The 21,950-nt window shown below is 65.4% G+C and carries 21 protein-coding genes; 13 read left to right on the forward strand and 8 right to left on the reverse strand.

The annotated features are described in order from the left end of the window. Window positions 1–163 precede the first annotated feature (163 nt). The 3 genes from HU218_RS00395 (at window position 164) to HU218_RS00405 (ending at window position 1,407) form a co-directional block, all read left to right on the forward strand. Window positions 164–406 (forward strand): hypothetical protein, encoded by a 243-nt coding sequence (locus HU218_RS00395; RefSeq protein ID WP_174872939.1) that lies wholly within the window; start codon window positions 164–166, stop codon window positions 404–406. A 79-nt stretch (window positions 407–485) separates the two neighbouring features. Next, entirely contained in the window at window positions 486–1,085 is a 600-nt protein-coding gene (locus HU218_RS00400) for a phosphorylase family protein (protein ID WP_174872940.1), read from the forward strand. A gap of 106 nt (window positions 1,086–1,191) precedes the next feature. After that, window positions 1,192–1,407: an HP1242/YdcH family protein gene (locus HU218_RS00405; protein ID WP_174872941.1), complete on the forward strand. Its 216-nt coding sequence runs from the start codon at window positions 1,192–1,194 to the stop codon at window positions 1,405–1,407. Window positions 1,408–1,459: 52 nt separating this feature from the next. Here the strand turns inward: HU218_RS00405 and HU218_RS00410 are convergent, their stop codons facing one another. Then, window positions 1,460–1,747, reverse strand: coding sequence for a hypothetical protein (locus HU218_RS00410; RefSeq protein WP_174872942.1), 288 nt, complete (start codon window positions 1,745–1,747; stop codon window positions 1,460–1,462). A 205-nt stretch (window positions 1,748–1,952) separates the two neighbouring features. Here HU218_RS00410 and HU218_RS00415 point away from each other — a divergent pair, with 205 nt between their 5' ends. Together HU218_RS00415 and HU218_RS00420 are read left to right on the forward strand one after the other, a co-directional pair. Then, on the forward strand, window positions 1,953–3,560 hold the full coding sequence (locus HU218_RS00415) for a response regulator (protein ID WP_174872943.1): 1,608 nt from the start codon (window positions 1,953–1,955) through the stop codon (window positions 3,558–3,560). 115 nt (window positions 3,561–3,675) lie between these two features. Next, a complete protein-coding gene (locus tag HU218_RS00420; RefSeq protein WP_174872944.1) occupies window positions 3,676–4,311 on the forward strand; it encodes a tetratricopeptide repeat protein in 636 nt (211 codons plus the stop codon). Between the two features lie 184 nt (window positions 4,312–4,495). Here HU218_RS00420 and HU218_RS00425 read toward each other — a convergent pair whose 3' ends face one another. Beyond that, window positions 4,496–6,307, reverse strand: coding sequence for a phosphoenolpyruvate carboxykinase (GTP) (locus HU218_RS00425; RefSeq protein ID WP_174872945.1), 1,812 nt, complete (start codon window positions 6,305–6,307; stop codon window positions 4,496–4,498). 346 nt (window positions 6,308–6,653) lie between these two features. Further along, on the reverse strand, window positions 6,654–8,513 hold the full coding sequence (locus HU218_RS00430) for an ABC transporter ATP-binding protein (RefSeq protein ID WP_174872946.1): 1,860 nt from the start codon (window positions 8,511–8,513) through the stop codon (window positions 6,654–6,656). A gap of 239 nt (window positions 8,514–8,752) precedes the next feature. On the opposite strand from HU218_RS00430, the gene HU218_RS00435 reads away from it, so the two are divergent. Further along, window positions 8,753–9,946 (forward strand): winged helix-turn-helix domain-containing protein, encoded by a 1,194-nt coding sequence (locus tag HU218_RS00435; protein ID WP_174872947.1) that lies wholly within the window; start codon window positions 8,753–8,755, stop codon window positions 9,944–9,946. Window positions 9,947–9,976: 30 nt separating this feature from the next. Here the strand turns inward: HU218_RS00435 and rarD are convergent, their stop codons facing one another. Continuing rightward, window positions 9,977–10,882: an EamA family transporter RarD gene (rarD, locus tag HU218_RS00440; RefSeq protein ID WP_174872948.1), complete on the reverse strand. Its 906-nt coding sequence runs from the start codon at window positions 10,880–10,882 to the stop codon at window positions 9,977–9,979. 60 nt (window positions 10,883–10,942) lie between these two features. Then, window positions 10,943–11,845, reverse strand: coding sequence for a LysR family transcriptional regulator (locus tag HU218_RS00445; protein ID WP_174872949.1), 903 nt, complete (start codon window positions 11,843–11,845; stop codon window positions 10,943–10,945). Between the two features lie 94 nt (window positions 11,846–11,939). Here HU218_RS00445 and HU218_RS00450 point away from each other — a divergent pair, with 94 nt between their 5' ends. Beyond that, window positions 11,940–12,080, forward strand: coding sequence for a hypothetical protein (locus HU218_RS00450; RefSeq protein WP_174872950.1), 141 nt, complete (start codon window positions 11,940–11,942; stop codon window positions 12,078–12,080). A 77-nt stretch (window positions 12,081–12,157) separates the two neighbouring features. After that, window positions 12,158–12,490 (forward strand): DOPA 4,5-dioxygenase family protein, encoded by a 333-nt coding sequence (locus HU218_RS00455; RefSeq protein ID WP_174872951.1) that lies wholly within the window; start codon window positions 12,158–12,160, stop codon window positions 12,488–12,490. Here the strand turns inward: HU218_RS00455 and HU218_RS00460 are convergent. Together HU218_RS00460 and ppc are read right to left on the reverse strand one after the other, a co-directional pair. Continuing rightward, a complete protein-coding gene (locus HU218_RS00460; protein WP_174872952.1) occupies window positions 12,487–13,083 on the reverse strand; it encodes a DUF1003 domain-containing protein in 597 nt (198 codons plus the stop codon). The genes HU218_RS00455 and HU218_RS00460 overlap by 4 nt on opposite strands. A gap of 162 nt (window positions 13,084–13,245) precedes the next feature. Further along, window positions 13,246–15,954, reverse strand: coding sequence for a phosphoenolpyruvate carboxylase (ppc, locus tag HU218_RS00465; protein WP_174872953.1), 2,709 nt, complete (start codon window positions 15,952–15,954; stop codon window positions 13,246–13,248). Window positions 15,955–16,081: 127 nt separating this feature from the next. Between ppc and HU218_RS00470 the strand changes: the two genes are divergently transcribed. The 5 genes from HU218_RS00470 (at window position 16,082) to HU218_RS00490 (ending at window position 21,114) form a co-directional block, all read left to right on the forward strand. Then, window positions 16,082–16,900: an AEC family transporter gene (locus HU218_RS00470; protein ID WP_174872954.1), complete on the forward strand. Its 819-nt coding sequence runs from the start codon at window positions 16,082–16,084 to the stop codon at window positions 16,898–16,900. A gap of 150 nt (window positions 16,901–17,050) precedes the next feature. Beyond that, window positions 17,051–17,986: a hydroxymethylbilane synthase gene (gene hemC / locus HU218_RS00475; protein WP_174872955.1), complete on the forward strand. Its 936-nt coding sequence runs from the start codon at window positions 17,051–17,053 to the stop codon at window positions 17,984–17,986. Window position 17,987: 1 nt separating this feature from the next. Next, window positions 17,988–18,752: a uroporphyrinogen-III synthase gene (locus HU218_RS00480; RefSeq protein ID WP_174872956.1), complete on the forward strand. Its 765-nt coding sequence runs from the start codon at window positions 17,988–17,990 to the stop codon at window positions 18,750–18,752. 125 nt (window positions 18,753–18,877) lie between these two features. Continuing rightward, on the forward strand, window positions 18,878–19,909 hold the full coding sequence (locus HU218_RS00485) for a uroporphyrinogen-III C-methyltransferase (protein WP_174872957.1): 1,032 nt from the start codon (window positions 18,878–18,880) through the stop codon (window positions 19,907–19,909). Beyond that, entirely contained in the window at window positions 19,906–21,114 is a 1,209-nt protein-coding gene (locus HU218_RS00490) for a heme biosynthesis HemY N-terminal domain-containing protein (protein ID WP_174872958.1), read from the forward strand. Before HU218_RS00485 ends, HU218_RS00490 begins: the two co-directional genes overlap by 4 nt. A 71-nt stretch (window positions 21,115–21,185) precedes the next feature. On the opposite strand, the gene HU218_RS00495 is transcribed toward HU218_RS00490, so the two are convergent. Further along, complete coding sequence (locus tag HU218_RS00495; RefSeq protein ID WP_174872959.1) at window positions 21,186–21,899, reverse strand: pseudouridine synthase; 714 nt, start codon at window positions 21,897–21,899, stop codon at window positions 21,186–21,188. Between the last annotated feature and the right edge of the window lie 51 nt (window positions 21,900–21,950).

The raw sequence follows: 21,950 nt of genomic DNA on the forward strand, positions 1-21,950 counted from the left end.
ACCGCCCGCCGGCGCTGCCACGCGGGCGGTTTTGTTTCCGCTTTGTTGCCGGTTTTAAACAATTCGACAATGTTTTTCCGCCATTCGACACACTAGGCTACATGCAACAACAAGGCGGACACATGCCGCCACACGCCAGCAACATCACGGGAAAGGGCAAATCATGAGCATCAATGGCCTGATTGCAGCGGGAAATACCATCGGTAGCGGCTTGCGTCATGTCGGCAGTGGCGTAAGCAAGGTTGTCAGCGGCAGTACCGAAGCGCTGGGCGGCGTCGCCAGCGTCGGCGTCGGCGTGACCCGCGCCGCGGCGGAAACCGCCGACCTCGCCACCCTGGGCACTGCCGGGCTGGCTGGTGCCGCCGGACTGAAAGCCATCGGCAGCCTGATCGACACCGTGGCCTGACCGCTGCGCCGCCGGCACGGCAAAGCGGCTGCCGGCAGCTACAATCGGGTTATCGCCCCGCTACGTTCAAGGTTCCGCCATGAGTATCTGCATCCTGTTTCCTACCGCCAGCGAGGCAGCCCTGTTCCAGCGCGCCGGGGTTACCACCCTGGTCAGCGGTGTCGGCCTGACCGCCACCGCCTACAGCACCCTCAAGACCATCCAGCAACACCGCCCGTCGCTGCTGATTCTGGCCGGCATCGCCGGCATGTATCCGCACGCCGACCTGAATATCGGCGATGTGGTGCTGGTGGCCTCCGAAGTGGAGGCCGATCTGGGCTTCTTCACGCCGGATGGCTTCACCCACCTGGCACACCTGCCACTGGACATGGATTTCGTGCGCCGCCACACGTTGCCCTGCCACCACCTGCCGGCGGAAGGACCCTTCCCGCTGGCGCGCAGCGCATCGCTGAATGCGGCGCTGGCGCCATTTATCGACAGTCGCGGCGTGGATATCGAAAACATGGAAGGCGCCGCCTTCTTCCATGTCTGCCGCGAAGAGAACGTGCCGTTCCTGCAACTGCGCGCCATTTCCAATGTGGTCCGCCCCGGTCACGACGACTGGGATATGGACAGCGCGATCCGCGCGCTGACCGCTGGCCTGCACCGGCTGCTGGATTCACTGGAAGCCACAGCCTAGTCTCGCCGGCCAGCCGTTTTGTGTCCTGGATCAAAGTACGGCCGCAGCAGCAGACTTAGCATGAAGCCGATAGCAATGCGTAACCAACCCCACCCTAGGAGTCAGCATGTTTCCGGAATTCCGCGATCTGATCAGCAAGCTTAAAACCGAAGATGCGCACTTTTCCCGCCTGTTCGAGCGCCACAACGATCTGGATCAGCAGATCAAGAACATGGAAGCCGGCATCGAATCCGCCTCGGCGACCGACATCGAGAACCTGAAGAAAGAAAAGCTGAAGCTCAAGGACGAGCTGTACGTGATCCTCAAGGCCGCCGCCGTTTAAGCGACCGCGACCGGCAAGCCCGCCAATGGTCCGCCATGGCGGGCTTTTGCATTCATGCGTCGCCGGCGGCCAGCGCGGCCAGCAGCTGCTCGCAATCCGGATCACCCGCCAGCGCCCGCGCGATGCGGTTGAATGCCGCCGCCGCCTTGTCCGGATATTTGGCAAACGGCGTCAGGCCATCATGCGGCCAACCTGCCGCCGTCAGCGCCTTGCGGCGGAAATCCATGCCCTGCTGGCCACCACCGGCCATCGCCAGCAGCTTCTGCTCGATCAGCACGTGCGGAAACGGGGTTTTGCGCAGGGTGAGGAAATGGTTGGGTTCCACGGTTTCGTAGTGCATGCTCTGGCTCCGGGTATGACGTACCACACTGGGTGCACGCCGATTTTGTCAAATTGACTACAATTGGCCTGTGCAGAATATCTTAAAGTCATAACTTGCAGATGACTTAATCAATTACCTACCAACATTAGCTTATAGTTTAAAAAAGCGGATACCTGCCGATATCCCTGCTACCACAACATAGATTCATTGGGAACGAGCGCTCGTGAGTGAGTTGAACGAAAAAACCACTGTCCTGATCGTCGATGACTCATTGACCATCCGGCAGTCGCTGCGCGCCATGCTGGGTAATGTCGACATTACCCGCTCCGAAGTCTGTGCCAACGCCGCGGACGCCCTCAGCCGGCTGAAAAACCGCCAGTTCGACGTGGTGCTGTGCGACTACCACCTGGGTGAAGGCATGAACGGCCAGGAGATCCTGGAGCAGCTACGTACCTCCGGCTCCTTTCCGCTGACCTCGGTATGGATCATGATCACCGGCGAGCGCAGCTACGAGCGGGTGGTGGCCGCCGCCGAAGTCGCCCCCGACGACTACATCCTCAAGCCGTTCTCCAGCCAGATGCTGCTGGACCGCATGCACCTGGCGTTTACCCGCAAATACTTCCTGCGCGCCGCACACGAGGCGCTGATGAGCGGCCGCGAGAAAGAGGCCATCGACATCCTGCAGGAGTTGCTGCCTTCCGCCGACACCATGGTGAAAAAGCTGGACGTGCTGCGGCTGCTGGCCGAGACCCACCTGGCGCTGGAGCAGTACGATGCCGCCGCCAAGCGCTACGGCGAGATCATGCAGCTGCGCGTCATTCCGTGGGCCAAGATGGGCATGGCGCGCATACTGCACGCGCAGGACAAGCCGGAGGAAAGCTCGGCGCTGCTGAAGGAAATCATCGAGGAAGCACCGCACTACACCGACGCCTACGACACGCTGGCCCACAACCTGGCACGCTGCGGCCAGTTTGCCGAATCGCTGGCGGTGCTGGAAAAGGCGGTATCGCTGTCGCCACGCAACTTCCGCCGCTTGTGCCTGGCCGGTGAAAGCGCGCTGAACTCCGGCGACCCGGCCAAGGCGGCACACTTCCTGGAAAAGGCGGTACAGGTTGGCCGCAACAACAGCGCCTTCGGCCCGGATGTGCTGATCGACCTGCTGCAGGCGCACAGCGAGGCCGGCAACACCGACAAGATGGACCAGGTCGCCAACCAGCTGTCTAATATGTTCAAGAACGGCGAGGATGCCTTCCTGCCGCACGTCTGCCGCGCCGTCAGCCTGCTGGGCCGCCAGGCTTATGCCGAGGCGCAGGAGTCGCTGCGCCAGGCCGCCGCACTGCTGGGCGCCGGCCGGCTGGCCTGGCGCAGCGGCGTGCGCTTTCTGGAAGCAGTCGCACGCCTGCCGCCGGAGCTGGAAGGCTACTGCGGGCCGGAATGGATATACCAGCTGGCGATGCGCTTCGTACGTACCCACCAGGACGTCGAGCAGCTCACCGCGCTGACACGCAAGCGCGAGGCGCTGGCGCAGACCATCCGTGACGCCTATGCCGAGCTGCAGGTTACCAACGACGAGGCCGTGGCGCTGACCAAGGACAAGAACAAGGCCGCTGCCGCGCGCTTGCTGTACGAAACCGCCTGCAAGACGCTCAACGAGCGTCTGGGCATGAACGCCTGTGCCCTGCTGCTGCAGCAAGGCGATGCGGAAAGCATCAAGCAGGTACACGAAATCATGAGCTGGCTGCCGCTGGAACACGAACGGGTACAGGGCTTCCAGCGCACGCTGGAAAAACTGAGGAAGGCTGCTTCTGCCGCCGAAATCGCGGCCGAGTAACACACCGGTCGTGACTTTTTCCCGCAACAGCAGTCCAAGCCCTCAAGGGTAGCGACCAAGGTTGGCCGCACTGCCAGCGACAAGGCTGGCCCCTGTCAGCGGGAAAGGAGCGATCATGCGACTGCCTTGGCTGTTACTACTGCTGTGCGGCCTGGCCCGGGCTGCCACCCCGCTGCCCGATATCGAAGGCTGGCAGGATTATCAGGCCGGTCGCTGGCAACAGGCGCGCGACCGCTTCCAGCGTGCCGCCGCCGACGGCAACCGCGTCGCGGCCTTCAACCTCGCCATCATGCACTGGCGCGGCGAATCGGTGCCGGTCAATCACGACAAGGCCATCCGCTGGCTGCGTTTTGCCGCCGAGCGCCAGCTGCCGCACGCACAATACGCGCTGGGACTGTTGTACGAGAACGGCGACGGCGTGCCACGCTCGCAACCCAAGGCCACGCACTGGTTCATGCGTGCGGCGCTGCAGGGTTACCGCGTGGCACAGCTGGACCTGGGCACCCAGTACTATCTGGGCCGCGGCGTGAAACAGGATATGCGCATGGCCGCGTACTGGTACCAGCAGGCCGCCGAGCAGGGCGATGCCGGCGCGCAATACCTGATTGCCAGCATGTACGAGCACGGCGACGGTATTAGCCAGGATCTGGAACAAGCGATCCGCTGGTATGCCCGCGCCGGGGTGCAGGGCGATGTCGCCGCCAGCCTGAAGGCCATCGCGCTGGCGCGGCGGGTCAGCCCGTCAAAATAAAAACCATATCAATCAATTGCTTAGCGTTTTGTGACGCGATGAATGGTCACAAAATAGTGTTAAGCACTTATTTCCGTCGTCTGCTGTGGATAAACTTATCCACAGCCTTGCGGCCAACGTTGGCCGCTGCCGTGACACAATAAAAAAGGCCGCCCATGGGCGGCCTTGCTGTTGCTGCGCAGGCTTAACCGGCCAGCGACTCCGCCAGCTTGCTGCGGTGCGCGGCCAGCTGTGGCGGCAGGCGGTCGGCCAGCTTGGTGAACCAGTCGTCGTGCGCGGCCAGCTCCTGCTGCCAGGCCTGCGCATCCAGCGCCATCAGCTGCGCGAAGTGCTCGGCGCTGAATTCGTCCAGCCCTGCCCAGTTCAGGTGCGCGTACTCCGGTACCCAGCCCAGCGCATTGCGCTGCGCTTCGGCCTGGCCCTGCACGCGGCCAACCATCCACTCCAGCACGCGCATATTGTCGCCGAAGCCCGGCCACAGGAAGTTGCCGTCCTGGTCGGTGCGGAACCAGTTGACGCAGAAGATGCGCGGCAGATGCTCGACCTTGCCGGCCATCTGCAGCCAGTGGTTGAAGTAATCGCCCATGTGATAACCGCAGAACGGCAGCATGGCGAACGGATCGCGGCGGGTCACGCCCTGCGCGCCAAAGGCGGCGGCGGTGGTTTCCGAGCCCATGGTGGCGGCCAGGTACACGCCTTCTTCCCAGCTGGCGGCTTCGAACACCAGCGGTACGGTGCTGGAGCGGCGGCCGCCGAAGATGAAGGCCGAGATCGGCACGCCGGCCGGATCGTTCCAGGCGGCATCCAGCGACGGGCACTGCTTGGCGGACACGGTGAAGCGCGCATTCGGGTGCGCTGCCTTGCGGCCGCAGTCCGGCGTCCAGTCATTGCCCTGCCAGTCGATCAGGTGTGCTGGCGCCTGCTTGCTCATGCCTTCCCACCACACGTCGCCGTCATCGGTCAGCGCCACGTTGGTGAAAATCACGTTCTCGCGCAGCATCGCCATGGCGTTGGGGTTGGATTTCTCCGAGGTACCCGGCGCCACGCCGAAGTAGCCGTTTTCCGGATTGATGGCATACAGCTTGCCGTCTGCAGCCGGCTTGATCCAGGCGATGTCGTCGCCCACGGTGGTAACTTTCCAGCCGTCGTAGGTCTTGGGCGGAATCAGCATCGCGAAGTTGGTCTTGCCGCAGGCGCTGGGGAAGGCGGCTGCCACATAGGACTTCTCGCCCTTGGGGTTTTCCACGCCGAGGATCAGCATGTGCTCGGCCAGCCAGCCCTGGTCGCGACCCATGGTGGAAGCGATGCGCAGTGCAAAGCACTTCTTGCCCAGCAACGCGTTGCCGCCGTAGCCGGAACCATAGGACCAGATCTCGCGGCTTTCCGGGAAATGCACGATGTACTTGGTGTCCGGATTGCACGGCCACGGCTTGTCGGCTTCGCCGGCGGCCAACGGTGCGCCCACGGAATGCACGCAGGGCACGAAGTCGCCGTCAGTACCCAGCACTTCGTACACATTGCGGCCCATGCGGGTCATGATGCGCATCGACGCCACCACGTACGGCGAGTCGGTGATCTCGATGCCGATGTGGGCGATCGGGCTGCCCAGCGGGCCCATGCTGAACGGAATCACGTACATGGTGCGGCCGGCCATGCAGCCGTCGAACAGGCCGTTCAACGTGGTGCGCATCTCGGCCGGTGGCTGCCAGTTGTTGTTCGGGCCGGCATCCTCGCGCTTCTCGCTGCACACGAAGGTACGGTCTTCCACCCGCGCCACGTCGGACGGGTCGGAGAAGGCGGCATAGGAATTGGGGCGTTTTTCCGGATTCAGCTGCTTGAGCGTACCGGCGGCGACCATCTGTGCCAGCAACTGCTGGTTTTCAGCGTCGGAACCGTCCACCCAGTGAATGGCAGCCGGTTTGGTGAGGGCGGCAACTTCGGCCACCCAGTTGATCAGTCGTTGATGCTGGATATAAGACGGGGCTTGCACGGACATGGTTACCTCTGCGGTTGTACAGCAGAGCAGCCGACAAAACACGCCCTTGTGCCAGACGGCAGGGCGGGTCTGGTAGGCCGCCCTGAGATGGGGGCTGCGGCATTATCGCCGAGCTGTAGTCGCAAAGGTTCACAACCGACCGAAATATGCCGCCGCACGACGCTTTTTATGCATCGGTCACGGCTTTTTGTTGCGCAAAAAGCGCAAAAACGCAGCCTTACGCTAACGTAAAGTAGCGTGGAAACTACTTTATTGCAGAATCCTGCGCATCTGCGGCCTGCCACCGCCGCCGCGGCGGCAAGAAAAAGCCCGGTGCTTACCGGGCTGTTTTGCTGTGCAGGCGCGATTAACCTGCCAGCGCCGCCTCTTCGTCCGGATCCAGCTCCTCGCCCAGGAAGCCGCCGCTCTGGTGCGCCCACAGCCGCGCATACAACCCGCCCTTGGCCAGCAGGCTGGCGTGGTCGCCTTCCTCCACGATGCGGCCCTTGTCGAGCACGATCAACCGGTCCATCGCCGCGATGGTAGACAGCCGGTGGGCAATCGCCACCACGGTCTTGCCTTCCATCAGCCGGTACAGGCTGCCCTGGATCGCCGCTTCCACCTCGGAATCCAGCGCGCTGGTGGCTTCGTCCAGCAGCAGGATCGGCGCGTCCTTCAGCATCACCCGCGCAATGGCCACCCGCTGGCGCTGGCCGCCGGACAGTTTCACCCCGCGCTCGCCGACATGGGCATCGTAACCGCGACGGCCGTGCGGGTCGGTCAGGCTCTGGATGAACTCGTGCGCCTCGGCCTTCTGCGCCGCGGCAATCATCTCCGCCTCGCTGGCCTGCGCGCGGCCGTACAGCAGGTTGTCGCGCACCGAGCGGTGCAGCAGCGAGGTGTCCTGCGTCACCATGCCGACATTGGCACGCAGGCTGTCCTGCGTGACTTCGCGCACGTCCTGGCCGTCGATCAGAATGCGGCCGCCTTCCACGTCGTAGAAGCGCAGCAGCAGGTTGACGATGGTGGACTTGCCGGCGCCGCTGCGGCCAACCAGACCGATCTTTTCGCCCGGGCGGATCACCAGGTCGAGGTGCTCCACCACCGGGCGCTCGCCGCCGTAGGCGAAGCTGACATTGTCGAAGCGGATTTCACCGCGGCCAACCTGCAGCGGCTTGGCGTCCGCCGCGTCGGTAATCGCCACCGGCCGTGCCAGGGTGTTGATGCCGTCCTGCACCGTGCCGATGTGCTCGAACAGGCTGGACATCTCCCACATGATCCAGTGCGAGATACCGTTCAGCCGCAGCGCCATGGCGGTCGCCGCCGCTACCGCGCCGATGCCGACCTCACCACGGCTCCACAGCCACAGCGTGGCGCCGGCGGTGCTGGCGATCAGCCCCATGCTCAGCACGTGATTCACCACCTCGAAGCCGCTGACCAGCCGCATCTGGCGATAGGCGGTGGCCATGAATTCGCGCATCGCGCTCCTGGCAAAACCGGCCTCATGCGAACTGTGCGCGAACAGCTTCACGGTGGCGATATTGGTGTAGGCATCGGTGACGCGGCCGGTCATCAGGCTGCGGGCATCGGCCTGCGCCTTGGCCGCCTTGCCCAGACGCGGCACGAAGAAGCGCAGCGTCAGCAGGTACAGCGCCAGCCAGGCCACGAACGGCCACAGCAGCAGGCGGTCGAAACTGCCGGCCACCGCCACCATAGTGACGAAGTAGATCACCACGAACACCAGGATGTCGGTGACGATCATCACCGTGTCGCGCACCGCCAGTGCGGTCTGCATCACCTTGGCCGACACGCGGCCGGCGAACTCGTCCTGGTAGAAGCTCATGCTCTGGCCGAGCAGGTGACGGTGGTACTGCCAGCGCAGGCGCATCGGGAAGTTACCGGCCAGGCCCTGGTATTTGCACAGCGCCTGTAGCGCGATCAGCAACGGGCTGGCGAGCAGGATGCCGGCCAGCAGCAGCAGGTTATGTTTTTCCTTGCTCCACAGCTCGCCCGGCGCCACGTGGCTGAGCCAGTCGACGATGGAACCGAGCATGGAGAACAGCAGCGCCTCAAAGGCACCGATGCCGGCGGTACACAGCGTCATCGCCAGGATCAGGCCGCGCAGGCCGTCGGTGGCGGACCAGACAAAGGGCAGCAAGCCGGCCGGCGGCTGTGCCGGCGGGGTATCGGGATAGGGGTCGATGCGACGTTCGAACCACGAGAACATAAAGAACACTCCTATGCCGCAACAGGATCGCTGTTACGGGCAGGTTATCGGGAGGCGGAAAATAACATTGGCATTAACGGCTGGCAACACGGCCTAGCCAAGTGGCCAGTTCCGCCGGCTGGCCGGCTAGAGCAAGGTGGCGGCAATTAGCCACGCTTGTCCATTCTGGATTTTACTGCGGCCAACGTGTTCTGCTGCCTGCGTTATGCTGCACACAGTGTTTTCGCCCGGATGTCATCATGAGCCACCTCCAGCTATCCCTGCCTGCGGCCCGCGCGCTGCACCTTGCCGCGCAAGGCATGTTGGCCGCCCCGCGGCGCAAGGCGACCAAGGCCGATGTACTGGCCGCCATCCGCCGCATGGCGCTGCTGCAGATCGACACCATCAGCGTGGTGGCACGCAGCCCCTACCTGGTGCTGTTCAGCCGCCTCGGCAGCTACGACCCGGCGTGGCTGGACGAACTGCTGGCCGAAGGCGCGCTGTTCGAATACTGGGCACACGAGGCCTGTTTCGTGCCACGCGAGGACTACCGCCTGCTGCGCCACCGCATGCTGAACCCGGCGGCGATGGGCTGGAAGTTCTCGGTGGAATGGATGAAGAAGCACCACGCCGACATCGAGCAACTGGTCAGCCACATCCGCGACCACGGCCCGGTGCGCTCGCGCGACTTCGAGCGCCAGGGCGGCAAGGGCAACGGCTGGTGGGACTGGAAACCGGAAAAGCGTCATCTGGAAGTGCTGTTCACCAGCGGCCGGCTGATGGTGCGCGAGCGGCAGAATTTCCAGCGCGTGTACGACATCGCCGAGCGCGTGCTGCCGGAGTGGGACGACGCGCAGCATCTGCCCGCCGCTGAGGAAGCGCGGCTGGACATGATCCGCGCCAGCTGCCGCGCACTGGGGCTGGTGAAGGCCGGCTGGGTCGCCGACTACTACCGGCTGCGCCGTGGTAACGATGCCGCCAGCCTGCACGCGCTGGCCGATGGCGGCGAGCTGCTGCCGGTGCGGGTAGACGGGCTGAAAGGCGACTTTTTCGTGCACCACAGCCTGCAAGCGAAACTGGCGTTGGCCGCAGACGGGCAGCTCCATGCCAGTGCCTGCAGCGTGCTGTCGCCGTTCGACCCCATCGTGTGGGACCGCAAGCGCGCCAGCGAGCTGTTCGGCTTCGACTACCGTATCGAGTGCTACACCCCGGCGCCCAAGCGCCAGTACGGCTACTTCGTGCTGCCGCTGCTGCTGCGCGGCAAGCTGGCTGGGCGGCTGGATGCCAAGGCGCATCGCGCCCAGGGGGTGTTCGAAGTGAAAGCGCTGTATCTGGAGGACGGCGTGCGCCTCAGCCAGCGCCTGCGCGATGACATCCTCAAGACCCTGCAGCGCGTGGCCGACTGGCATGGCACACCGCAGCTGCGCTTCGGCCAGCTGCCAGCGGGCTGGTAAGCCTGCGGCCAACGTTGGCCGCAGACAGTCTCAGCCCAGACGCAGCTTGCGCTGCTGACGCAGGGTGTGCACGCCGGTGAGCAGGATGGCGCCCCAGATCGGGCCGTAGGTGAGCAGCGCACCGGCGGTCACCGGCTCGCCCAGCACGGAGATGGCCAGCAGGAACAGCAGTGCCGGCTCGACATAACCGAGCAGCCCCCACAACCCCATCGGCAGCAGGTGGCTGGCGGCGATATTGCACAGCAGCGCCACCGAGCTCACCAGCCCCAGCCCCGGCAGTAGCAGCCAGTATTTGCCCTGCTGCAGCACACTCCAGGCGGCCGGATCCTGCCACCACAGCATGCACAGCGCCGCCGGCAACAGCAGCAGCATCTCCAGCGCAAAGCCGCATACCGCGTCCAGCCCGGTCAGGCGGCGCAGCACGAAATACGGCGGATAACCCAGCACCACCAGCAAGGTCGGCCATGCCAGCCCCTGCGTCAGCCAGATCTCGTGCCCTACGCCCAATAGCGCCAGCGCCACGGCAATGGCCTGCAGCCGGTACAGCTTCTCGCCATACAGCAGGCGCCCCACCAGCACCATCACCAGCGGCGCCAGGAAATAACCCAGCGACACCGCCACCACCTGGCCGTGGAACGGCGCCCACAGGAACAACCACAGTTGTACCCCCATCAGCACCGCCATCAGCGGCACCAGCAGCAGCAGCTTCGGTTCGCGCAGCAGCCGGCGGCAGCTGGCGACAAACAGCGGCATCTTGCCGGACAGCTGCAGGATCAGCAGCACCCCGGGCAGGGTGCAGACAATGCGCCAGGCAAAAATGGCGACGCTGTCCAGCGGCGCCAGCAGGGTGACGTAGCCCGGCAGCATGGCAAACAGCGACGAGGCCAGCAGCGACAGCGCGATGCCGCGGCCGGAAGGGGCAACAGGGGATGACATGGCGAATCCGTGGAGGTGGGCCTGCGAGTGTGCCGCATCGGCCAGCCGGCAACAATACGCTCAGGCGCTCCCTAGCAGCGCCGCCGGCAGGCGTGGCAACAGAAAGTCGAGCAGGACCTGGTATTTGCGCGGCACGGGTTGCCGGTACGGGTAGACCAGAAACACCGGCACCCGCTCGCCCTGCCACTCCGGCAGCACCCGCAGCAGCCGGCCCTCGCGACAATGCGGCGCAGCCAGAAAGCCCGGCAGCACCGTCAGTCCCTGCCCGCGCAGGGCAAGGTCGAGGCAGACGATGTAGGCATCGGCACTGAGGCTGGCCGGCCCGCAGTCGAGCAGCACGCTGTCGTCGCCGCGCGTCAGCAGCAGCTGTTCGTGTTCGCCGTGGCTGATCAGCCCGCGCTCGCGCAATGCTTCCGGCTGTTGCGGCCAACCTTGCGCCGCCAGATAGGCCGGGCTGGCGTAGATCCCTTCTTCCACCCAGCCGACCGGGCGGGCCACCAGCGATTCGTCGTGGACCCGGCGCAGCCGCAGGCAGAAATCCAGCACATCGGCGATCGGGTCCTGCACCAGGTTATTCACCTGCAGCATCAGCTGCAGGCTGGGCTGCTGCTGCCCCAGTTCCGCCAGCAGCGGTGCCAGCACCGCCGACAGCGATACCGTGGTCGACAGCGCCAGCCGCCCGGCCACCGCCTGCTGCGCGCTGTCCACCGCCGGCTGCGCCTCTTCCAGCGCCCGCCGCAGCGCCTGGGCGTGCGGCAACAACTGCTGCCCGGCCTCGGTCAGCGCCAGCCGGCGGGTGGTGCGCAACACCAGCACCGCACCGAGCTGTTTCTCCAGCGCCTTCAGCCGCAGGCTGATCATGCTCTTGGTGCAGCCCAGCGCTTCGGCGGCGGCGGTGAGACTGCCGCAGCGCGCCACGGCTTCGAAAGCCAGCACATCGTCTGGCGACGGCATTGTTTTCATTTACTCGACAAACCATCAAGGAAAAGGCGATTTATCCGCCAACACTAGCAGACTAGGCTGTCAACTGTCGAAACCACTCAACAGTGAGGGCATCATGAAACTGCTACGCCGCCTTGCCGCCTATTGGTCCAGCCGCTGGAATGCACTGCCGGCCTGCCCGTTGTCCTGCGCCGAACAACAGCTGGAAAAGCTGCGCCACCAGGCCGAGAGTCTCAGTCGCGGCCGCTGGCTGTGATGCGGGTGGCCATCCGGCCGGCAGGCAGTGCTGCCGGCCGTGGCTACAATGCCGGCTTTCCGGCCGGAGCATCGCCCATGTCGCTCATCTATCACACCCACGTCTATTTTCTGCCGCAGCAGGCCGGGTTCGCCGCCGCGCTGCATGCCACGTTGGCCGCACAACTGCCGGCCGGCTGCTGGCTGGGGCAACTGATCCACCGCGAGGTCGGCCCGCACACCCGGCCGATGTTCGAGATCGACTTCGCTGCCAGCCTGTTGCCGGCGGTAGAGACGCTGCTACAACAGCATCGCGGCCCGCTGCCGGTGCTACTGCATCCGCAACAGGCCGACGAGCTGGCCGCGCACACCAGCGCCGCCCGCTGGCTGGGCGAAGCGCTGCCGCTGAAGCTGGATACCCTCGGCGGCTAGCCGGCCAGCGGCCCGTTGTCCGCCGCGCTATCCGGCGGCGGCACGCCATGCGGCTGGCCGTGCTGCAACAGCTGGCGCTGGCCCTGCTTGATCAGGTCCAGATCGGACAGCAGCTCCCAGGTCAGGTGATCCAGCCGCTTGTGCAGGCCGTCGATCGCCGCCTCGGATTTCAGGTTGACTTCGAAGTCGCGGATCATGGTCATGCGGTCGCGCGCCGTCTGGCGGTTCTGCGACATCATGATGATCGGTGCCTGGATGGCGGCCAGCATCGACAGCATCAGGTTGAGAAAGATGTACGGGTAGGGGTCGAACGCCTTGGTGCCCAGCAGCTCGCTGTTGATGAACGCCCAGCTCAGCAGAAAGCTGCCGAAAATCATGATGAAGGTCCACGAGCCGCCAAACTCGGCGACACGATCGGCCAGCCGCTCGCCGAAGGTCGGGCCCCGGTCCGGCAGCGCGTTTTCCGGCCGTACCGACTGCAGCTTGCGCGAGATGCGCATCAGCGCCTGCAGTTCACGCTCGGCCAGGCCGCCAACGCCGGTGTGCAGCAGGTGTTCTGCCAGGTATTTGATGTCTTTGCTGGACGGGTTCATGGGGCACCTCGGCACGGAAGGAATGGATTCAGCCGCTATTGTCCTGCCGATATAGCTCTGCCGGCTGTATCGTCATGTGTCCACATGTAGCTGTCACAGTTGGCCGCCAGCAAAACGGGCTGCCCGCAGGCAGCCCGTTGCAGTCACCACGCCAGTACGTGCTCAGCCGCTGTTACGCAGCCCGGCAGAGATGCCGTTGATGGTGAGGTGGATGGCGTACAGCGCGTCGCCGTCGTCCGGGTTGTCGCGCAGGCGCTTGAGCAGCTCCACCTGCAGCAGGTTGAGCGCATCCAGATACGGCAGGCGGGTGTCCAGCGAACGCGCCAGCGTCGGGTTGCCCTGCAGCAAACGCTCCTGGCCGGTGATGGCGAAGAAGGCAGCCAAGGTCGCCTCGTACTCGGCTTGCAGCCGGCCGAACAGGCGGTCGGCCAGCGCCTCGTTGCCCACCAGCGCGGCGGAGCGGCGCGCAATCTGCAGATCGGCCTTGGCCAGTACCTGCTCCATATTCGACAGCATCACCTGCAGGAACGGCGAACCGGCATACAGCTCGCGCAGCCGCGCCAGGCCGGCTTCCTCGCCGTGGGTATCCAGGAAGGCGCGCACCGCGCTGCCAAAGCCGTACCAGCCCGGCAACATCACCCGCGACTGCGACCAGGAGAACACCCACGGAATGGCGCGCAGATCCTTGATGCTGGCCAGCGTCTTGCGCGAGGCCGGACGGCTGCCGATGTTGAGCTTGGCGATGGCGCCGATCGGCGTCGCTTCCATGAAGTACTGCATGAAGCCATCGGACTCCACCAGCGCGCGGTAGGTCTTGAAGGCATGGCCGGACAGCTCGGCCACCGCGCTTTCGTCGGTGATGCGGCTGTCGCCGTGCGCCAGCGTCGATTCCAGCGTCGCAGCCACCAGCGCCTCCAGGTTGCGGGTGGCGTTGTCCGGATCGGCAAACTTGGCGGTAATCACCTCGCCCTGCTCGGTAATGCGGATGCGGCCAACCACGGTACCGGCCGGCTGCGCCATGATCGCCTCGTAGGACGGGCCGCCGCCGCGGCCCACCGAACCGCCACGGCCGTGGAACAGCCGCATCTTGATGCCGGCGCCGTCGAACACGCGCACCAGCCGCTGCTCGGCCTGATACAGCTGCCACTGGCTGGTGAGGTAACCGCCATCCTTATTGCTGTCAGAGTAGCCCAGCATCACTTCCTGCACTCCGCCGCGGCTCTTCAGCAGCTGCTGGTACCACGGCAGCGCGAACAGCTGCTGCATGATGGCGGCCGAGGCATCCAGGTCGGCGATGGTCTCGAACAGCGGCACCAGGTTCAGGCTGATGGCCGGCACGCCGCCGTCCAGCCGCAGCAGGCCGCACTCCTTGCACAGCAGCGCCAGCGCCAGGATGTCGGACACGCTGGCGCAGTTGGAGATGATGCACTGCGCGATGGCGCCGTCGCCGAACTGGCGCTGCACCAGCGCCGCCTCGCGGAAGATGGCCAGCTCCTTCTCGCTGTCGGCGCTGTAGTCGAGGAACGGCGAGTACAGCAGCCGCGGTGTGGCCAGCTCGCGCAGCAGCACCCGTACCCGCGCCGCCTCGTCCAGCGCGTCGTATTGTTCCAGGTTGGCGTGGGCGAACAGCTCGCTCACCACGCCGGCGTGTTTCTCGGCGTGCTGGCGCAGGTCCAGCGGCATCAGGTAGAAGCCGAACACATCCACCGCGCGTTGCAGCTTGCCCAGACGCCCTTCGACCAGCAATGCGCTGCCATGCTCGATCAGCGAGTCGATCAGCGTCTGCAATTCACCTTGCAGCTCGGCACTGCTGCGGTAGGGGTTGCCGGCAGTCCAGCGGCCGCGCAGCGGCAGGCCCAGGTTGGCCGCGGTGGCCGACAGCCGGCCTTCGATTGCCGCCAGCGCCAGACGGTATGGTTCTTCCTTGCGGCTGATGGCGGTATCCGGCGACGCGGCGGCCAGGCACTGCACCCCGGCCGACACCTGCACATGGCGCTGCGACAGCGACAGCTCGCGGTACAGCCCGGCCAGCTCGTAGAAGTAATGCTTGAACGCCACCTCGGCCTGCCGTTTTACCGCATGGCGCAGCACGCCGGCATCGACATTGGGGTTGCCGTCGCGGTCGCCGCCGATCCAGCTGCCGACGCGCAGAAAGGACGGGATGTCGGCCTGCTCGCCCCACAACTCGCGGATCTGCTTGCCGAGGCGGTCGTACAGCGCCGGAATCGACTGGAAGAACGACAGCGGATGGTAGGCGACGCCGTTTTCGATTTCATCGGCGACGGTCATCTTGAACGGACGGATCTCGGTGGTCTGCCACAGCGCGTGGATCACGCGGGTGAGCTTGGCTTCCACTTCCTGCTCTTCTTCCGGCGTGATTTCGACCGAAGACAGCTGTTGCAGGAACTTGCGCACTGCACGGTGGCCATCCAGCACGCTCTGGCGCTGCACCTCGGTGGGGTGGGCGGTGAGCACGGCGCTGACGCTGGCATCCTGCAGTGCGGCATTCAGCTGCGCGAACGGCACGCCGGCTTCGTGAATGGTGGACAAGGCGCGCGACAGGCTGCCGCGCTGCGGGGCGCTGCCGGCACGCTGGTGCGCGCGGCGGCGGCGGGCATGGTGCAGGTCCTCGGCGATATTGAACAGCTGCGAGTACAGGCCGCAGGCACGTACCAGCGCACTGGTCGCCGCCGGTGTCAGCCGCTGCACCAGCTCGTCGGCGCGGCGGTCGTGCTGCAGCGCGCCGGCCGGAATGGCGCGGATTTCCTCCACCACATCGTCGCCGGCCTGTTCGCGCAGCAGCGCCTCCAGCAGGCGGTTGAGTCGCGCGAGGTCCTCACGCAGGGGCAAGTCCTTGTCCAGATCTGTCATGCTCCGTTTTCCCTGATAGTCATTGTCATCAAATCCCTGCAGAATCAGCGCCATGCATCCAGCCCTCGTGTTACTACCGGTCTTTCTGCTGATTCTGTGCGGCTTCGCGCTCCGGCGCAGCGGTTTTATGTCTGCCGTTTTTCTGGCCGAAGCGGACCGTTTCATCTACTTCATCCTGTTCCCGCCACTGCTGTTTCGCGCCTTGGCGCGCGCAGAGCTGGACTTTGCCGCCAGCGTGCCGATGTTGGCCGCGGGGCTGTTGTTTACCGTCGCCGCCTTCATGCTGGGCAACGTCGCCAAACCGCTGTTCAAACTGCCGCAGGCGTCGTTTGCCGCCGGCAACCAGGGCGCCTACCGTTTTAACAGTTATGTGGCGTTTGCGGTAATGGGCGCGCTGGCCGGCGAGCCGGGCATCGCCACCATCGCCTTGCTGTGCGGCGCGATGGTGCCGGTGGTCAATCTGTTCGCCGTGTGGCAACTGGCCCACGGCAGCGAGCGCGGCATGCTGTACGAGCTGAGCCGCAACCCGATCATCTGGGGTATCTGCAGCGGGCTGGCGGCCAACGTTTCCGGCCTGCAAGTGCCGGTGCCGCTGTTTGCCGCCATCAGTCACCTGGCCGACGCCGCGCTGCCGCTGGGGCTGATCCCCGTCGGTGCCGGCCTGCGCTTCGAATCGCTGCGCCGCTTTGCCGGCCCGCTGCTGTACTGGAACGGCATCAAGCTGCTGGCCGCGCCGCTGGTGGCGCTGACTGCGGCCAACCTGCTGGGCATCAGCGGCCTGTACCGCCACACCCTGCTGGTGATGAGCATGCTGCCCACCGCCACCTCGGCCTACATCCTGGCGGTACGCATGCAGGGCGACGGCAAACTGGCGGCGGCGGTGGTGACGACCTCCACGCTGGCGGCGATGCTGACCATGCCGCTGCTGCTGTCCTGGCTGCACTGATGGCGCACTCCATCGTGCCGTAAAAAGCCGGCTTCGTGTAGTTAAACTACACGTACTGTTGCAGCTACACACACTGCCCTGTATCAAGGTGGCGGCTAGCGGCCATGCTAGAATCGCGGCCATCCCTTTTTCCCTGCAGGACCGCCGTTCATGAACAAGCTCGTCATCGCCAGTCGCGAAAGCAAACTCGCCATGTGGCAGGCCGAACACATCAAGGCCCGCCTCGAAACCCTGTACCCGCAGCTGCAGGTGGAGATCCTCGGCATGACCACCCAGGGCGACCAGATTCTGGACAAAACGCTGTCCAAGATCGGCGGCAAGGGCCTGTTCGTAAAAGAGCTGGAACTGGCGCTACAGGAAGGCCGTGCCGACATCGCGGTGCACTCCATCAAGGACGTGCCGATGAACCTGCCGCAAGGCTTCGCGCTGGCCGCCATCTGCGAACGCGAAGACCCGCGCGACGCCTTTGTTTCCAACACTTACAGCAGCCTGCACGAACTGCCGGCCGGCGCCGTGGTCGGCACTTCCAGCCTGCGCCGCGAATCGCAGATCCGCGCCCGCTTCCCGCACCTGACCATCAAACCGCTGCGCGGCAACGTGCAGACCCGGCTGCGCAAGCTGGACGAGGGCGAGTTCGACGCCATCATCCTGGCCGCCGCCGGCCTGAAACGGCTGGAGCTGGCCGAGCGCATCCGCGCCGAGCTGGCACCGTCCGAGAGCCTGCCGGCCGTCGGCCAGGGCGCACTGGGCATCGAAATCCGCGCCGACCGCGCCGATCTCATGACCCTGCTGGCACCGCTGAACCATGCCGATACTGCCGCCTGCGTCACCGCCGAGCGCTCGCTGTCGCGCGTGCTGGGAGGCAGCTGCCAGATTCCGATCGGCGGCTTTGCCACCATCACCGACGATGTCATCACCCTCGGCGGCTTCGTCGCCCATCCGGACGGTTCGGTAATGCTCACCGCCAGCGCCAGCGCGCCGCGCGACTACGCCGATGCGCTCGGCCGCGCAGTAGCCAAGAAGCTGCTGGAGCAGGACGCCGGCCCGCTGATCGAAGCCGTCATCGCCGAACAGGCCGCCAAGTAATATGCCGGCCACGCTGCGGCCAACCTTGTCGCCCACGCTGCTGCCCACGCTGTTACTGGTACGGCCGCAGGCGCAGGCCGAGCGACAGCAGGCAGAGCTGGCCGCACTGGGCATCGCCAGCCTGCCGTTCTGCGTACTGGATACCGTGGCCGATGCCGCCGCGCTGGCCACCTTGCCGCAGCAGGCGGCCGCTTGTGACGGCGTGATCTTCGTCAGCCCGTCCGCCATCGACCTCGGCTGGCCGGCCATCGCCGCCAGCCTGCCGCCGCCCAGCCTGCTGGCCTGTGTCGGTGCCGGCAGTGCCGCCAGGTTGGCCGCAGCCAGCGGGCGACCGATCATCGCACCGGCACAAGGCAATGACAGCGACGCGCTGCTGGCGCATCCCGCCTTGCAACAGCTGGCCGGACAACAGTGGCTGATCGTGCGCGGAGCCGATGGCCGCGCGCAACTGGGGGAGACCCTTGCCAGCCGCGGTGCCAGTGTCCGCCATGCCGATATCTACCGCCGCCAGCGCCAGCAGGTGGACTGGGAACGCTATGACCAGCTGCTCAAGCAGCGGCAGCTGGCCGGGCTGCTGGTGGCCTCCAGCGAGGCCGCCGAGGCGCTGTTCGCCAGTGCGACCAGCGCCGGCATCACCTCCCTGGCCGCACAGCATTTCATTACCCTGCACCCGCGCATTGCCAACCGGCTGCAGGCGCTCGGCGCCGGCAGCATCGCCCTGTGCGACGGCAGCAGCAGCGCGCTGGCGGCACTGCTGGCCGGTTAGCGCCGGCGCACAATTCTGGCAGCCCCACTACTTGGGCGTTACAATGCCTCTCAGTTATCTGGCCTAATACGCCACCTTGCTAACCCGGCCGCGCCATGCGGCCAACTTGCGGTTACCTGTATCCCATGAGCGAAGCCAATTCCGTCAACAGCGGCAGCGCACTGCCCGCGAAGAAATCCGTCAATCTGGCGCTGATCATCGCCATCGCGGCACTGGGCGTGAGCGGCTGGCAGTACATCGAAACCCGCCAGCAGCTGACCGCCGCGCAAACCGCGCTGGCCACCCGCCTGGCCGAGAATGGCGGCAATACCAAGGCCATCCAGACCCAGACCGAGCAGGCACTGGCCGCCACCCGCGCCGCCGAAGCCAAGCTGGCGCTGCTGGAAGCCCGCGTCAACGAATCCGCCGGCCAGTACGCCACGCTGGGCGCGATGTACCAGGAACTGACCAAGAATCGCAGCGACTGGCTGCTGTCCGAAGTGGAGCACACGCTGGCGATCGCCAGCCAGCAATTACAGCTGGCCGGCAATGTCAGCGGCGCCATTACCGCGCTGGAAATGGTCAGCGACCGCCTCGGCCGCTTCGACAACCCGGCACTGATCCCGGTGAAAAAGACCGTGGCCAAGGACCTGGAAACGCTGAAAGCGCTGCCATATCTCGACAGCGTCGGCCTGACGGTGAAACTGGACACCCTGATGCTGGGCGCGGAAACGCTGCCGCTGGTCATCGACCATCACCGTCTGGCCAACAGCTTGCCGCCTAGCGCGCTGCCGGCCAATGCGCCGTGGTGGGAGCGCCTGCTGACCGATGTCAGCCACAGCCTGGGCGAGATGGTGCGCATCCGCCGCATGGACAAGCCGGAAGCCTTGCTGCTGGCGCCAGAACAGGGCTTCTTCCTGCGCGAGAACCTCAAGCTGCGCCTGCTGGATGCCCGTCTGGCGCTGACCCAGCGTGACGGCGCCACCTATCAGGCCGACCTGGCCGCCGCCGGCCAGTATGCCAAGCGCTACTTCGACGGCGACGCGCCGGCAACGCAAAAGTGGCAGGCCACACTGGGCGAACTGGCCAGCGCGCAACTGAACGTCACCCTGCCGGACCTGTCCGCCAGCCTGAAAGCCGTGCGCGATGCGCAGGGCGCCAGCGGGAGCACGCCGTGAGATTCGTTTTCTGGATTGTCGGGCTGTTTGCCCTGGCGGTGCTGATCGGCCTCGCCTCCACCCTCAACACCGGCTACGCCATCCTGTTCGTGCCGCCATACCGCATGGAGGTGTCGTTCAACCTGCTGATCGTCGCCATCGTGGTGCTGATCCTGCTGGCCTACGGCGCCCTGCGGCTGATCGGCATTGCGGCCAACCTGCCGGCCGAGGTGCGCACCTACCAGCGTCAGAAAAAACTGAAAGCCTCGCGCCACGCCTTGCGCGAAGCGGCACTGGCTATGTTTGAAGGCCGCTACCAGCGCGCCGAACGCGAAGCGCTGAAGTCGATCGACGACGAGTACTCCAGCGATAACCAGGCGCTGGCGCTGCTGATCGCCGCCCGCTCCGCCGCCAGCGTCGGCGACAACGCCAAACGCGACGGCTATCTGTCCCGGCTGGAAAGCATGCCGGAACGCAGCCAGCTGGCACGCCACATGGTGGAAGCGCAAATCCGCATGGATGCCAAGCAGCCGCTGGAAGCGCTGGCCGCCATCGAACGCGCCCGCGCCATCAGCAGCAACCTGACTTCCGCGCTGCGGCTGGAGCTGAAAATCCGCCTGATGCTGAAACAGCCGGAGCAGGTACTGCAGCTGACCGAGAAACTGCTGAAGGCCGATGCGCTGGAAGCCGACCGCGCCCGCCGCTACCGTCTGGCCGCCTATCGCCAGCAGCTGGCCGGCTTTACCAGCGAGCAGGAAATCCGCAGCTGGCTGAAGCGCATTCCGGAAGTGGAACGGCAGAATCCGGACCTGGTATCCGATGCCGCCAAGCAGCTGATTACCCTGCAGGCTTACGGCCAGGCCGCCGAGCTGATCGCCGGCGCGCTGTCTAACGACGAACAGGCCACGCCGGAACTGGCGCGCGAACTGGGCATGCTGGCCGAACATATCGACAGCCCGCGCCGCCTGACGCTGATGCGCGACGCGGAAAACTGGCTGAAGTCGCGCCCGCGCGATCACATGCTGCTGCTGGCGCTGGGTCGTCTGGCCCGTGCCGAACAACTGTGGGGCAAGGCACAGAGCTATCTGGAAGCCAGCCTGTCGATCCAGCCCACGCTGTGCGCCCATGCCGAACTGCAACAGCTGTTCGCCAGCACCGGCAAGGAAGAAAAAGCCGCCCAGCACCAGGCGCTGGCACTGGAAATCGCGCTCAGTCAGGGCTGCTGAGTGGAGATCTCGACCGCTGTCCAATAAAAAACCGCCGTTACCGGCGGTTTTTTATTGCCTGCGAGCGGCCCTCAGCCCGTCACCACACCCAGTGCGGCCAACTCGTCCGTCGTGAGATGCCGCCACTGTCCTGCCGCCAGCTCCCCGAGACGCACTTCGCCCAGCGCCAGGCGATGCAGTTGCTCCACCCGGTTACCCGCCGCCGCCACCATGCGTTTCACCTGATGGTATTTGCCCTGGGTGATGCTCAGGTCCAGCACATATTCGCTGACCTGCTCCACGCTGTCGGCATGCAGGGTTTCATTCTCGTCATGCAGCAGCACGCCATCGCGCAAGCGCTGCAGCAGCTCCGCCGTTAGCGGATGCTTGGCAGTGACCCGGTACAGCTTGGGCACCTGCTTCTTGGGCGAGGTCATGGCATGCACAAACTGGCCATCGCTGGAAAACAGCAGCAGGCCGGTGGTATCCACATCCAGCCGGCCAACGGCGCTGATGTCCAGATTGGCCATTTGCGGTGGCAGCAGCCGGTAGACGCTGGGGTGATGCAGCGGTTTGTGCGAGGTTTCATAGCCAGCCGGCTTGTGCAGCAGCAGGTACAGCGGCAGGTGCAGCAGCGGCCAGTCCTGACCATCCACCGTCAGGGTGCGGATGTTGGCCGCATCAACCGGCTGGCGCCAGTCATTGGCATCCACGCCATCAATGGCCACCAGGCCATAGTCGATCAGTTGCCGGCATTCCTTGCGGCTGCCGAAGCCCTGTTGTTGCAGTAATCGGTACAGTTCCATGGCGCCATTCTAGCATCGCCACCCATGCGGCCAACCGTGCCAGCAGTTCAG

The organism is Vogesella oryzae, from assembly GCF_902829295.1.
In the GTDB taxonomy this organism is placed as follows: Bacteria; Pseudomonadota; Gammaproteobacteria; order Burkholderiales; family Chromobacteriaceae; genus Vogesella; species Vogesella oryzae.